The following is a 13,549-nucleotide window of genomic DNA, read 5'->3' as shown; positions in this document are numbered from 1 at the left end:
GCGGTTATCCCCAGAGTTTCTCAATTCCCTTCTCCAAAGGGAAGAATCCGGTGATAAAGGCGAAGCTTATGCTTCCGATGTAGCTTTCTTGCAGAAAGCTTTTAGCTTCGCTTTTTCTTATCTGTTGAAGTGTACTGAGGGCTCCAGGAGCGTGATTCAACATCTGGGCGGCCAGATGTTATACAAGCTGCATAGTACCCAGATGGTGAGAACGAAGGGTCAACAGGCGAGTCACCTGTTCCACTTCATCAAATGGAATCCACACATTGCCCTGTACGGTGCGCAAGGAGAGAATGGAACTGTCCGCTGTGCGTTCCGGGAAGCCGGTTACGGTCTGCCCGCTCGTATTACGAACCATAACTTGTTGTTTGCGTCGAATGGCAATTTCTACCTCTTTTTTCATATGTCATTACTCCTGATTAATAAGATATTTATTACAAGGTTAAAGTTTTCAATGGTTAATTTGTCTTCTTTATCTAGTCTATCAGAACTAGGTATGGATTTCCAGTCAAGAAATATTTCAGTTGTTCTAGGTGAATTGACTTAGCATAGACGTTTAGCGTTACTGAACAGCGTCTTCGGGGTTATATGTAGATAAGAAAGGGGAGGGGAACGGGATGACAAAATTGCTGGTAGGGCTTGCTCATACAGAGCAGGATGCTATTATTTTATTAAATAATCTTAGAAGAGAAGGCATTGAGGAGAAGCATTTGGGTGCTGTAGCGAAGGAGCAGCTTGATCTTGAGATGATTAGTGAGCAAACAGGGCTGCCGAAACCACTCAAGGGTGCTGGAACGGATGGCGCATTTGGAGCACTCAAGGGCATATTGGCTGGATTGGGAAAACGCATGCATCAGACGGCATCCATCGGAACAGCGGTGCGACGATTGGCGGGCAATGAGATTGGCAGTGAGACGGATGATCTGGTCTTAACGCTAACGGATGCAGGCATCACTGAAGAGGATGCACGTTATTATGAGGAATGGCTGCTGCAAGGTCATATTCTGATCTTTGTAGAGTGCAGCGAGGAACAGGCAGAGCAAGTAAAAACAATTTTGCATTTTTAGTTTAATTTAAGGCTGATTTTAGGTTTCTTTAATGTTGGGGAGGTATTCTTATATCACACCTCCCTTAATATAGATGGTTTACCGGAAGTCCGGGACCGCAACTCGGACTTTCTAGGCACTGTGAGCTGACGCTTGCAGTGCCTGTTTCATTATTTTAGGAAAAAGGGTTGCATTATTAATTTATTCATGGTAAGATATTTCTTGTCGCCAAGAAAAAATTACATTTGCCGGGGTGGCGGAATTGGCAGACGCACAGGACTTAAAATCCTGCGGTAGGTGACTACCGTACCGGTTCGATCCCGGTCCTCGGCATCTCGCGGTTTTACCCCGCAAACACAGCGTTAAATGAGCGTCAAAACACGTCGGGTCCTGCGTACTTAAAGCGAGGTAATTCGCAGGTACACAGGATTCGCGCAAACACATCGGAGCATCCCACCGTTCACCAAACGGAAGGGGTGCTTTTTGCATTGGCGCGATTACGCGAAATTAAAAAGAATAACGGAAGCAAACGGCGAGACTGGCCGGAGGTATTAACGGAGTTTCTTGAATACAAACGGTTCGATGACGGAGTGGGCCAGCAAACACTAGCGGACTATACGCGGACTGTGGAGTTACTGTTCAAGCGGTTTCCCGACGCGTGGGAGACGGATAGCACGCTCAAGGACGCCGTCATGACGCACTTAGCGGAAGACATCAAGCCAGCGACGTTTAATAACCGGCTTGTCTATCTGCGCGCATTCTTTAAATACTGCGTAAGTGAAGGAATACTCACGATGAATCCGCTCGAGAACGTTAAAAAGAGGAAGACGAGTGATCGTGCAGTGGCGGTGGAAACGGGGGTACTACAGGCGCTACTTGCCGCGCCAGATCAAAATACGTTTGTCGGACTACGCGACTACACGTTAATCCTGTTAACGCTTGATTCCGGGATACGTCCGTCGGAGGCTACGAAGCTAATACCGCAGGATTTTGTACTATCGTTAAAGGAAATACGCGTGCCTGCGGAGGTTGCGAAAGACCGGAATACGCGTACACTGCCACTATCGGATATGACCGTTAAGGCCCTGCGTAAATTAATTTCCGTTAGGGACCCGGAATGGAAAGAGAACGTTCCGATATTCTGTTCATACGAGGGGCGTCCGCTAAACCGGCATACCTGGGGTGATCGTATGGAAATATATTGTAAGAAAATCGGAACTAAGATTCGACCGTATGATTTGCGGCATGTGTTCGCGTTGGAATTTCTTCGTAATGGAGCGAATTCCTTCGCAGTACAAAAGTCTCTCGGACACTCCACTATGGAGATGACGCGTAGATACGTTGCCCTCGTAAATAACGACTTAAAAGCGGAGCACGCGAAGGCTAGTCCGATCAACCGTTTGCTCTCGAAACCTAAAGCGAAACGTAATACGAAAATTAAACGATAAACACTGACGCATGTCTCTCCGGAGGCGTGCGTTATTTTTTTTTTTTATTTACGATGTCCCAATTCCGCGATTTTGTGTCCCTATATAATACGAGAAGTAAAACGGAGAGGAGACGGAGACATGACGCGCAGTCCTAAATTGAACCTCGAGCTTTTACAAGACGCATTAGATAGCGGAGCTTCAATAGCAGATGTTGCTCGTAAATTTAACGTTCATCACGAAATTATCCGCAGGCAGATTAACCGCGGACACGTAGAGTTATACGTTGCGTACGATGAAGACATAGAAATTAGTACCCAGGAAGTGACGACCTGGGATATAGAAGATATATTGGACGACTGGTGGCGAGCCGCATTCAGTGGAGACGAAGTGTATATTCCGCCACCCAATCGAAACAGCGCAGTAACTACGAAGTTGTATCAATATATTGGGGAGATTTATGGCGGGGTAGTTGGTTGGATGCGAAAAAGAGGTATCACGCGACTTCGGTCATCCTTTCTAAAAGTATGCACAGGATGTGGTCTTTTTCAATCGCTTAACCAATTTACGCAAAAGAGTCAATGTCTTATTGGTATGAGTTCTAGATGCCGAGTGTGTACATCCGATCAACGTAATATAGACGCGGTGCGATCGGCAGCAAATCGTAGGCGAACGCTATTGCTAAGTCTCCCTACGAATTGGGAACGTAGTCATCGTCTAGCAATGCGACTTGACGGAGGAGGTACGTGCGATCTTACGGATGAACTCGAATGTGACGATGACCACTTCATCCCGGTAGCAACCGGACATTGCGGAACTTATCTCGGAAATATGCGCCCGTTAGCTTCGTGGCTGAACGCTAACAAAAGCGCTGCAAACCCTTACGAATGGTTCGAAGCGAACAGGCAACGCTTTGACCTCGATCAGTCCCGTTTTGACGCGCTAGTTTGGCGATTAGCGGCACAGAACGGATTGACTCCGGAAGAGTTTCGCAAATTCACGTATTGGTGTTTCGAAAATCCGCGCACCGTCGAACAGATTGCGGAAGATAACGCACGATACGGATACAAAAAATCATCGATTGAAATATGGCGCGACCAGACGGGATTACCGTTTCCTATCGCAGTAGACTTCGGATATACAGCGCTTAACAACGATACTACACGAAAGGAGGACGCAGCATAATGACGCAATCAACCGAATCCCAACGCCTAGTCTCCGTCGAATCCCAAACGGAATACTCCGTCACATCCGGCGCAACTGAAACGCGCATATTCGTTAAAATGTACGTCGATGCCGCCAAAGCCGGGCTCATTGCGGATATGGGCGCGCAGAACTGGACGACGCTATGCGTAATCGCTTCGTTTATGGACGCGGCAGGCAACTGCTATCCAACGCAGGAGCAAATAGCGCGGTTCCTTGGGGTCAACCGGACGACGGCGAATAAGTATGTTCGCAGGCTTACGGAATACCGCTGGAACGGGCGGCCAGTCATCCGCGCAATAAAGGATAGAGCGCCGAAGGGAACGTGGCAGAATACGCGCTATACGGTGCTGCCGATCAGTCAGCTTGCGATATTTGATGCGGAACCGGCTGCGTTGGAGAGCGGTTAGCGTCCATGTCTGCAAACCTCAACATGGTAGGTCCCGACATGGTAGACGTCACACTAACTATAACCACCTTTAACAAGAGCCACTAAGAACTAGATAAAACATTACCGCTTAGTTGATTTTGCTGCCGCAAACTAAACTGCGCGGGACGAATTACATTAGAACATATTTATCCGCGCGGAGAATGATACGGAGCCAAAGGCGACGGCGAGTATGAACGAAGTGAATCGCGAGCATATACGCACTTATAAAATAAACGGAGGAATCACGTTATGCCAAACCGCAACTTAACCGCATGTTTCACCGGACACCGACCGAATAAACTCGGCGGCTACAACGAAAGCAACGCGATCATGACGGACGTAAAAACCCGCTTAGAACGCGCCATCGACTACGCGTTAGACTCACTCGGCATCACAACGTTTATATCCGGCATGGCGCTCGGCGTTGACATGGCTGCGGCCGAAATCGTATTGAAGTGGCGCGAACAGTTTCCACGTTAAGGCATCCGCTTAGTCGCCGCAGTCCCATTCGAAGGCCAGGAACGTATGTGGCCGGACGCTTCGCAGGATCGTTGGCACGATATCCTAGCGCAAGCTGACGCGGTCGAGTACGTATGTGATCCCGGATATGCCGCGTGGAAGATGCAGAAGCGTAACGCGTGGATGGTCGATAATTCTTCGCTTGTGATCGCGGTGTGGGACGGAACGAAAGGCGGCACCGGTAATTGCGTAGACTACGCAAGGAAGGCGGAACATAAGCCGCGCATCATACGAATTGATCCGACTAAGGAGGCGTTATAAATGTCAAACCGCAAACTCACGAAATATCCCGTCATTGCCGAAGACGGCACGGAGTATCGCGTCACGATCGTTGAAGATCGCGGAGATACATCGGTTCTCATATACGCTACCTGGCGCGGTATTACGTGGCCCTGGTCGATATTCGCTGTGAAAGTAACTCGCTACATGTACCATAGCTACGAGGATATAGTGCGCGCGGTATTCAGAGAACGCGATAGGAGACGTAAGGTTGCGGAAGAAGAGTCCGCCGCCATCGACGCATTCCAAGCGTGGGACGGACGCCTATGAAACGTCCCGACCGCAAGCTCAACGTAATCATCGTTATTTACGTCGTCGTTTCGCTGATTCTCGCCGGCCTAATAGCCTACGATTACTACGCGATGACTCATAACATACCGGAGGTGTTTCCGCATGTTAAACAACGTTAAAATCACGGCAAATTACGCACTCAAAACGGACGACCGCAACTTTATCGTCCTGCAGCGCAAGCTCGTCGATCCTACGAAGGCGCCCGGATACAAACCGGTCGAAGGCGCGGAGCCACCACCGATCCGCGAACGTTGGGATGAAGTCGCATTTTACCCGCTAACAACCGCCGGCCTGACCGCGCTTATCGATAGCGTAAGGATGCGTACAGTTGCGGAGGCTGACGTTACTAATCTGGCGCAAATGATCGTAGCTTTCCGCGAGACTACGGCTGAGATTATCGCGGCGATTAACGCGGGCTTATCGCCTGAATTTAGCGTGAAGATGGGCGCTTAGGAGTAGACGGGGGGTATTCGGTAGGGAGCGGAGCTAGGACGCTAATATCACGGCCAAATCACGGGAGGAGATGAGTAGTGTGGCACAATTAACAAGAGTATTTAATTACGGTGATTGGGAGGTAAGGACAGTTCTGATTAAAGGGGAGTCTTGGTTTGTGGCTAAGGATGTCTGCCGGGTAATTGGAGTGTCCAACCCCACGGTTGCAGTGCAAAGGTTAGATGAGGATGAGGTGACTAAGTTCAACTTAGGCGGCTTACATGGAGAGACCAACGTAGTAAACGAGCCAGGTGTCTACACTCTTATTCTTGGGAGTAGAAAGCCCGAGGCGCGAGAGTTCAAACGATGGATCACACACGAGGTAATTCCAACAATACGCAAGACAGGTGGATACGTTGCAAATGACGAGTTATTCATCGAGACTTACCTGCCTCACGCTGATGAAACTACGCGTCTACTTTTCCGCACGACGCTCGATACGGTCCGTAAGCAAAACGAACAAATTGCGGTGTTAAAGCCGAAGGCCGATAAGTACGACGAGTTTCTCGACTCGGAGGGTTACACGACGTTTACTACGATTGGTAAACACTTTCTCGGAGGGGTCAGTCCGCAAAAGTTGAGCACGTTCCTACGCGAGCAAGGCGTACTGTATAAGCGCAAGGTCGACGGAGTATATCCACCGCGCCAAGGACTCGAAAAGTATTTCCGTGTTTTTACGTTCTATCGCGACGGGTGGATTGCGGGACGATCCGTCAAAGTCACGCCGGAAGGAATCGATTACGTTGTCAGTCTCTATCGTGAAAAAGCGGAGGTGGCGTAAATGAAGAAAGCGCAATTACTCGCGGAACAGGAGCGCCTTTTAAAACGCGCAAACGAACTCGCGCAGCTCCATTGGGGCGTGGACTATACGGGAACGTTGCGGCTATTGACGCGTAAGTGGGCTCGGAGGGAAGCGGCTTTTGCCTTCATGACGGACGGCTCCGTGCAGGAAATACGCATGTCGGCGCCGACGAATGAACGGCTGATTCCGGAAGAAATCGAAGCCAACTTGCTGCATGAACTTGTACACTGGCGCCTATGGTCGCTCGGTCTGCCCTTTGGAGATGAAGATCGGGAGTTTGTAGCGGAAGCCATCCGTGTAGGCGCGGCAATATCCCATGCGAAGAGAGCGCGAGAAGCTTACGAAAGATACTTGGAAGAAGCGGAGGTGGTTGCGGTATGAAGCTGCGCCTGACTACGCAGGAGATATCCGAGTATAACGAAACCCGACGCAAGATAATGTGCGCAATGACCAGCGCAGAAGTTGCTGAGTACACACGCAAATGTCACGAGATTTTACGCAAGGGAGAGCGCAGATATACCGCAAAATTATCAACGGAGGATTAACGAATGGAGAACGAAGTTTTCGAAACACCTGACGATATCATCGAATATTATCGCAAACAAAACGGAGAGGGTGACGCGAATGAGTAACAAGCCGACTATTCCCGCAGAGGTTGCGGACGCGCTCGAGGCTTTGCGTAGTGATACGTTTAAGTATACAAACGAGAATATACTGGACCTACTTGCTAACGGTCTAACTACGGACCCGACAGTGAGAGCGCTATGTTCAATTCCGTTTGATATTCTACTGGCCGCGCTGGTTAACGGGTATGCGCGTGAGAAGACGGAGGAAGAGAAGCGGGCGGACGTGGAGCGCGAGATTCGGCATACCTACGATGCGAACCGAAGTGGATGCGGAATCTACGATAGCGCATATGAAGATGACGCGTTTGCTGACGGGGTGAAGTACGCGCTCGACATGCTCGGCGTCAAAATCGAAGGAGTGAACGTGTGATGATGGCGCGGGAAATTACGGGAAATATTCAGGAACCTTTAGGGAAAATTTATAACTATACACGAAAAGGGACTTTAAACAAAACCCGAAAATAGTCCGAATATTTAAAACACAAGAGCACCGATCCTGTAAATATCTCCCGAATACTCGCCGGCTCGCTCCCTAGCTCGTTCGCATCTAATTCCAAACAATGGTACCTTAGGAATATGAAATATGCTAAAGCGGTGAAAATGAGAGAAATAGGGAGTAATTTTAAGAGAAATCGATCATTTCAGTAATTAGTCAATATTAACGAAGAAATTGACTTACTGGGAGCCGTACTCTCCGTTTGCCTGAGGTGTATTTAGCGTAATCTTTACGTTCTGAGAAACCGCCGAATATGCGGTTTGAAGGAAGCGCAGGACTAACATATAATCGGAGGTGTCAACAAGATGAAACGAGATTTACACGCTGACCTGGCGTTGTGCGTGGCGGCAACGTCGGGTCCTTGGTTCTCGGTAGAAAACGCGTACACTTGGCAACTGTTTGGCGGACTTTACGGAAACCTGCAACTAGTGAAAGCGCCGAAGCGTGGAACGAATTACGCGGAGTACTGGCCGGGCGAAGACGACGCAAGGTTTATCGCAGAATCACGCGAAGGTTGGCCGGAAGCAATACGTAGGGCGATCGCTGCCGAGGCGGAGGTTGTGCAGATACGCGAAATACTCGGTAGTATCTTCGCAAAAGCACAGAACGATGTTGCGCGTTGGGATGGCGGAATGTGCGTTGGTACTCCCGTATTTCAGGATCGACCGTACACTAGGCGTTTAGTCGATGAGCTCCGTCCGCTACTATTCCCGGAGGTGTCCGCCGATGTCGATTAGAGACTACGTTACCCGACGCAGAGAGTTCGCTAGTCGCCGCGCAGAGCAAGTCAAAGCTGCGCACGGAATTACACCAAATCAGACGCATAACTATTTCGGAGGCCATTCGCTAGGTTATTGGGAGGGACGTGTTGCAGCGCTGGACGACGTGCTGTACGAGATCGAACAGATAAGCGCGGAAGATAACAACGAGGTTCAACGGTTACGTGCCGTACTCGAACGGTTTGACGACCGTAAACATGCGATGATGCCACGTTCCCAAATGGCGCGGATTGCGAAGGAGGCGCTAGACGCAAGCTCTTAATTGTAACACGCGGATAATGTCCCGTAAAGGTCTGTAAAAAGGCGTTTACCCTACGGTCGGTCTAGACCGTTTATAGCACTAGCTCACGTTCACGTCGATTTAAGCATCTATATGCGAATTGGATAACTACAGAAAGGGTGATACAATCATGCCACGCGCTAAAAAGCCGCCTAAGCCGAAGATTACCGCAGACCAGCGCAAGGACTGGAGCAACCTTCCGCTCGAACACTGGAATGTACTCACGCTGCAGACGATGTTCGCCGACCTGAACCGTGATCATTTCGGAGTCACCGTATACGTGCCAATGCGCGGTTACGGATTTGAACAAGGTGTACTCAAACGCGCACTCACCGATTATGGAGCGGCCGCACTACGCGAATCCATTACGCGAGCCTTCCGCGAATATAAGCCGACGCCACAATATCCGCAATTGACGGCCGGGTTTTTGATAGCGTATTTGCTGCCGCGAATCATGCCGCAGGTACTTGCGGAACAGGCGCGGGCAGAGAAACAGGCGGAGTATTGCGGTAATAGTGCGGATAACAACGTATTGACTGACGATGAGATTATCGATTTATTTTAACGAAAGGAGGAACGCAATTGTCCAACGCTAAAAACTGCATACTAGCGCAGCACTGTTCGTTAGCGGGCGGCGCGCAATGTACGAATCTCTGCGGATCATATATCGCAACGCACGGCTTAAACGGCGCAGGCGGACGTGTAGGCGCGGCAAACCTACCGTCAGAATATCGCGGACTAACGTTAGCTAACTCGCCGGCACGCGCTGACCAGGCGGGCATATACCGCGCAATGGACGAATACGTAAAGACGTTCGTGCGCCAATTCGAAGAGGAGCCGGAAGCTCCGATCAAATCGTTGTACTTTTACAGCGACTCGCCCGGCACCGGTAAGACTACGACGGCGGCCGCAATACTCGGCGATTTCATTACGCGTCATTATATCGGATCAATCCAGCGCAACAGGCAAGCGCTAGATCGGCCGGCGTATTTTCTCGATGTAAACGCGTGGCAAACGCTGTACAACAAGTTTAACCGACCGATGGTGCCGGCGGACGTTGCGGAGCCAGCTTCACGCCAATATTACGCATGGATGGCGGCGGCAGAAACGGCCCCCTTTGCGGTGCTTGACGATATCGGTGTGCGTGATATGTCGGATGGATTTCGCGGAGATTTACACACGATTATTAACCACCGTGTAACTAACGGGATGGTGACGGTGTATACGAGCAACATTGCGCTAAATGAATTAAATACGGTGTTTCGCGAAATGAAACCGCGGCTTGTCGATCGAATGCGTGATTTATGTATCCAGCGTGAGTTTGGCGGCGTCAGTCATCGAGGGCTCAGGCGAGCATAAATTCGTAAAACGACGAAAACGGGAGCTTTCGCGAGGTGAGAAAAAGTCAACTTTTATAGACGACAATTGTTCGACAAAATGCGACTTGACATCGGTGTTATAAATCACAGTTTGCAAAATTTATTTCCTAAATGTGTCCAATTAATTACGTAAATTGGGTTATATGTCGAAAGGCAAAACCTTGTCAATAGGGAAAATTGTCCTAAAACGGGGTTTGACGACAAATACGTACAAGGTGTACAACAGGAGGTGTAGGCTACATGGCAGTTACAGGTCAGCAACTTTTGTCCAAGATCATTGACGATGGCTCAACGCAGGCCCTCGCAAAGTATAGCGTTAAGCGAACGGACTTTCCATCGCGCATCGAACAGGCAGCGTATGACTTCGTGGTCAGCTACGCGGAGACTAACGGAGGAGCCGCGCCATCAGTAGCGACGTTCGTTGCGAATAATCCGCAGATTACGTACATTCCGGAGGTAACGGACTCGTACGAATACCTTGCGGGCCAATTAAAAGATGCGGTCGGCAAGCGTGAATTTGCGGAATATATTAACAGTCCGGAGTTTATGCGGTCTTACGAGACTTTACCGACCGAAGCGTTTTTAAATAGCTTGACCGCAAAGGCTGAGCGGATTAAAATGGAAACACGAACAGGCGTTCCGGAAAAGGTAGGTAATTCCTTCTCGGACCTAGGCGAAATGTTCACACATGAATACGAACAACGAAAGGCCGGCAAGTCGTTCAAACTCTGGCGCACACCTTTCGAATCGCTCAACGAAGAGATCGGCGGCCTATATTCGGGCGACGTTTACGGGATCATGGCGGAATCCGGCCGCGGCAAAACGTATCTATCCGAGGTAGTTGTCGACGCGCTATTACGTCAGGGTGCGAACGTATTCGTCAAGTCCTACGAGGTCAAGTGGTATTCGTGGATTGCGCGGCTGTTCTCGATCGCGACCGCGTACGAAGAAGTGCTCACGGATGACCGCGGAGTCAAAGTCGGCGTGCCGAACAAAGGGCTCCTATCGGGCGCATTGGACAGCGAAATTGAGGCGTATATACTAGACTTTGCCGCGAAGATTAACGAGTATTATCCGGGGAATCTCGTCCTGCAGGCGAAAGGTGATCCGGAGTTAACGCGAACACTTGACGAGCTCGACCGTGAGCTTGCGGACCATCCGGAAATTGACGTAGTGGTTATCGACCCGTTTTACGGGCTGTCCGATGTATACGGGCGAAATTCGAATAAGACTACGGGCGGAGCTGCGGAACAGGCGGCGCGAAGGTTGGAGACGATTATCGGCGCGCATGATGTCGTCGGAATATATACGATACAAGCGCACACCGAAAAGCAGGATACGGAAGACGGAGAAGCGCGGGAAGTAAAGCTGCCGAAACGTGACCGAGTGAAGACGACGAAAGCCGTGCTCGAAATCGCGACGAACCTATTTGCGTTTGATGCTGCGAACGGAGTTGGTAAGTTAGGCGTAGAGAAGGGGCGGAACGGCGGCGAAGGTTTTGTGATCGAACTGCTTGCGTTGATGGACTACGGGGTATTGCGCGAACCTGATAGGCGGGAGCAAGCGGGACAATTTGCGGGCGTGAGCGGTTTTTGATTACCGCTCGTCGCTGCGACCCAAAACGTAATCAACGGATACTTTAAAATAGTCTGCGATTGCAATAACTACTTCTAAGTTAAATGGACGATGTCCAGTCATATATCCGTTGAAAGTTTGAGGCTTAATATGTAGGTGTTCTGCTAGCTGCTTCTGCTGTAAATCGGATGAGACAAGTAATTCATTTACACGATTAATAATTTTTTCCTGAGACATCCCTTACACTCCTTGACAATACGCATGGCGCGGATTACTATGTTGGTAGGCGGAAATACGCGATACGCGAATTACGGTAAAGCGTAATCCTAAACTAACCACATTATACCACGATCCCTATGTATTATCATTCTTTACAAGGAGGTAAGTCAATGACTATTACAATCACACTTAAAGAGCTTCTCGCTAAAAAAGGGCTCAATCAAAAACAACTAGCGCAACTGACCGGCATTCGTGCGGCGGCTATCTCCAATTTATGCCGCGGATATGTCGATCGGATTTGTATAGAACATCTAGAGAAGATTGCGCTTGCGTTGGATATTCACGATATCCGCGAACTTATCAAACTGGAGGCGGTGGCTTGACGCAGATAAATACGGATATTTTCCTTGCCGCACTCGACTCGTACGACTGGCGTAACGTCCAACCTAACTCACGCGGACGCCTCAACGCCTCTACGCCATTCGGTTTCCGCGAAGATAAAATGCCGTCATTCAGCGTTATTATCGATCCGGACTCGCCCGATTTCGGCTGCTGGCGTGATTCAGGCGCCAATAATCCGGAGTTTGCCCGTGGCGGTCCCGTTAAGTTATACGCATTCCTCCGCAACATCACGTATGAAGAGGCGCGCGAGGAGTTAACGACGGGCGAGGCGACTGAAGACGGTCCGCCTAAGCTGCGCGTCAAGATAAAGCCGCCAACTATCGCGGAACGTCCGAAGCCGATCGATATCTCCGTGTACAAAGACGACGCCGTTCCGTATCTTACCGACCGTGGAATTAGTCCGGAGGTTCAGCGTATGTTTGACTGCGGATTTGACGCGCAGAAGAATGCGGTAGTGATGCCGTGGCATGATCCGAGCGGCGCGCCTATTAACGCAAAGTGGCGGGCAACGTGGGGTAAGAACTTTTGGTATGCGGAAGGTGGCTCGCCGGTCCGCAAAATGCTATACGGAATTCACCTCGTTTACGCACGGAATATCAGGCGTGTGATTGTCGTAGAATCCGAAACTGACGCGATGTACTTGTGGAGTAACGGATATCCTGCGATTGCGGTCGGCGGCTCTACGTTTACGGATAGCCAGGCGGAGATGTTGCGTATGTCGCCCGCTCAGGAGGTCGTGATCGGGACGGATAATGACGCGGCTGGCGAAAAGTTGCGTGAGGAGGTTGCGGCTAAGATGCGCGGATATTGCGAGTTGTATGACGTTAGATGGCCAGAAGGTGCGAAGGATGCGAACGATGTGCGCGATGAAATTGCGTTGAGGCGTGCGGTAAAAGCTGCCATACGAAGAAATATTTTCACGTCGACGCGCAACATAGTATCGACACATATCGTCATATGATGTAATATTAGGCAGTACACAAACCTGTGTACTATTAGTCGGTACAAGCGAACTAATCGCTTGCAGCCTCTTCGGGAGATTGCGGTACCTTGGCGGGTACGTATTTCATTTCATAAAGTTCATAAGGAGAGTCAAGATTAAGCGCCTCAGCGATGGTGCGAAGGGCCTCTAACCCCATTACACCGACGACATGCTGACGGTTTATCCAGTTGTTTATCTGTTGCTTACTATACCCGGTAAGCTCAGCTAATCTAACTTGAGACATCCTTTTGGACCTAAGTATCTCCCGAAGTCGGCACTTACCGACTTCATACATAAAACCCTCCAACAACAAGAATAAAAA

19 protein-coding genes, 1 tRNA gene and 1 pseudogene are annotated in these 13,549 nt (G+C 49.8%); 18 read left to right on the top strand and 3 right to left on the bottom strand.

Annotation, left to right across the window (positions count from 1 at the left end; translation table 11 throughout):
* Positions 1–178 precede the first annotated feature (178 nt).
* Positions 179–403, bottom strand: a complete 225-nt coding sequence (locus ACQSGY_RS01755) for a hypothetical protein (protein WP_184190483.1) — start codon at positions 401–403, stop codon at positions 179–181.
* A 214-nt stretch (positions 404–617) separates the two neighbouring features.
* Here ACQSGY_RS01755 and ACQSGY_RS01750 point away from each other — a divergent pair, with 214 nt between their 5' ends.
* From ACQSGY_RS01750 to ACQSGY_RS01675, 16 genes and pseudogenes are all read left to right on the top strand, one after another.
* Complete coding sequence (locus tag ACQSGY_RS01750) at positions 618–1,067, top strand: general stress protein (protein ID WP_427050448.1); 450 nt, start codon at positions 618–620, stop codon at positions 1,065–1,067.
* 226 nt (positions 1,068–1,293) lie between these two features.
* Positions 1,294–1,379: transfer RNA gene (locus tag ACQSGY_RS01745), tRNA-Leu, on the top strand.
* A 155-nt stretch (positions 1,380–1,534) separates the two neighbouring features.
* A complete protein-coding gene (locus tag ACQSGY_RS01740; protein ID WP_427050447.1) occupies positions 1,535–2,494 on the top strand; it encodes a tyrosine-type recombinase/integrase in 960 nt (319 codons plus the stop codon).
* 702 nt (positions 2,495–3,196) lie between these two features.
* Entirely contained in the window at positions 3,197–3,658 is a 462-nt protein-coding gene (locus ACQSGY_RS01735) for a hypothetical protein (protein WP_427050446.1), read from the top strand.
* Positions 3,658–4,086 (top strand): helix-turn-helix domain-containing protein, encoded by a 429-nt coding sequence (locus ACQSGY_RS01730; RefSeq protein ID WP_145412406.1) that lies wholly within the window; start codon positions 3,658–3,660, stop codon positions 4,084–4,086. Before ACQSGY_RS01735 ends, ACQSGY_RS01730 begins: the two co-directional genes overlap by 1 nt.
* A gap of 269 nt (positions 4,087–4,355) precedes the next feature.
* Positions 4,356–4,886, top strand: a pseudogene (locus tag ACQSGY_RS01725) (SLOG family protein).
* Complete coding sequence (locus ACQSGY_RS01720) at positions 4,887–5,174, top strand: hypothetical protein (protein ID WP_427050445.1); 288 nt, start codon at positions 4,887–4,889, stop codon at positions 5,172–5,174.
* Positions 5,175–5,297: 123 nt separating this feature from the next.
* Positions 5,298–5,648 (top strand): hypothetical protein, encoded by a 351-nt coding sequence (locus tag ACQSGY_RS01715; RefSeq protein WP_427050444.1) that lies wholly within the window; start codon positions 5,298–5,300, stop codon positions 5,646–5,648.
* 79 nt (positions 5,649–5,727) lie between these two features.
* Positions 5,728–6,468: a BRO family protein gene (locus tag ACQSGY_RS01710; RefSeq protein WP_427050443.1), complete on the top strand. Its 741-nt coding sequence runs from the start codon at positions 5,728–5,730 to the stop codon at positions 6,466–6,468.
* Complete coding sequence (locus ACQSGY_RS01705; protein WP_427050442.1) at positions 6,469–6,870, top strand: hypothetical protein; 402 nt, start codon at positions 6,469–6,471, stop codon at positions 6,868–6,870.
* 243 nt (positions 6,871–7,113) lie between these two features.
* A complete protein-coding gene (locus ACQSGY_RS01700; protein ID WP_427050441.1) occupies positions 7,114–7,485 on the top strand; it encodes a hypothetical protein in 372 nt (123 codons plus the stop codon).
* Between the two features lie 431 nt (positions 7,486–7,916).
* A complete protein-coding gene (locus tag ACQSGY_RS01695) occupies positions 7,917–8,348 on the top strand; it encodes a hypothetical protein (protein WP_427050440.1) in 432 nt (143 codons plus the stop codon).
* Positions 8,338–8,652, top strand: coding sequence for a hypothetical protein (locus ACQSGY_RS01690; protein ID WP_427050439.1), 315 nt, complete (start codon positions 8,338–8,340; stop codon positions 8,650–8,652). The genes ACQSGY_RS01695 and ACQSGY_RS01690 overlap by 11 nt, the downstream gene beginning before the upstream one ends.
* A gap of 148 nt (positions 8,653–8,800) precedes the next feature.
* Positions 8,801–9,235 carry a hypothetical protein gene (locus ACQSGY_RS01685; protein WP_427050438.1) on the top strand — a complete coding sequence of 145 codons (435 nt, stop codon included), beginning with the start codon at positions 8,801–8,803 and terminating at the stop codon, positions 9,233–9,235.
* Between the two features lie 476 nt (positions 9,236–9,711).
* The gene (locus ACQSGY_RS01680) at positions 9,712–10,029 is read left to right on the top strand and encodes a hypothetical protein (protein ID WP_427050437.1); all 318 of its coding nucleotides are present in this window, start codon (positions 9,712–9,714) and stop codon (positions 10,027–10,029) included.
* Positions 10,030–10,289: 260 nt separating this feature from the next.
* Positions 10,290–11,645 (top strand): DNA helicase, encoded by a 1,356-nt coding sequence (locus ACQSGY_RS01675; protein WP_427050436.1) that lies wholly within the window; start codon positions 10,290–10,292, stop codon positions 11,643–11,645.
* On the opposite strand, the gene ACQSGY_RS01670 is transcribed toward ACQSGY_RS01675, so the two are convergent.
* A complete protein-coding gene (locus tag ACQSGY_RS01670) occupies positions 11,646–11,861 on the bottom strand; it encodes a helix-turn-helix domain-containing protein (RefSeq protein ID WP_427050435.1) in 216 nt (71 codons plus the stop codon). It abuts the gene before it with no gap.
* Positions 11,862–12,013: 152 nt separating this feature from the next.
* Here ACQSGY_RS01670 and ACQSGY_RS01665 point away from each other — a divergent pair, with 152 nt between their 5' ends.
* The gene (locus ACQSGY_RS01665; RefSeq protein ID WP_427050434.1) at positions 12,014–12,226 is read left to right on the top strand and encodes a helix-turn-helix domain-containing protein; all 213 of its coding nucleotides are present in this window, start codon (positions 12,014–12,016) and stop codon (positions 12,224–12,226) included.
* On the top strand, positions 12,223–13,206 hold the full coding sequence (locus ACQSGY_RS01660) for a toprim domain-containing protein (RefSeq protein ID WP_427050433.1): 984 nt from the start codon (positions 12,223–12,225) through the stop codon (positions 13,204–13,206). Before ACQSGY_RS01665 ends, ACQSGY_RS01660 begins: the two co-directional genes overlap by 4 nt.
* 52 nt (positions 13,207–13,258) lie before the next feature.
* Here the strand turns inward: ACQSGY_RS01660 and ACQSGY_RS01655 are convergent, their stop codons facing one another.
* Positions 13,259–13,522, bottom strand: coding sequence for a helix-turn-helix domain-containing protein (locus tag ACQSGY_RS01655; RefSeq protein ID WP_427050432.1), 264 nt, complete (start codon positions 13,520–13,522; stop codon positions 13,259–13,261).
* Between the last annotated feature and the right edge of the window lie 27 nt (positions 13,523–13,549).

Origin of the sequence: Paenibacillus sp. TC-CSREp1 (genome assembly GCF_050171015.1) — a bacterium.
In the GTDB taxonomy this organism is placed as follows: domain Bacteria; phylum Bacillota; class Bacilli; order Paenibacillales; family Paenibacillaceae; genus Paenibacillus; species Paenibacillus silvae.
This window is presented reverse-complemented; position numbering and strand designations above follow the sequence as displayed.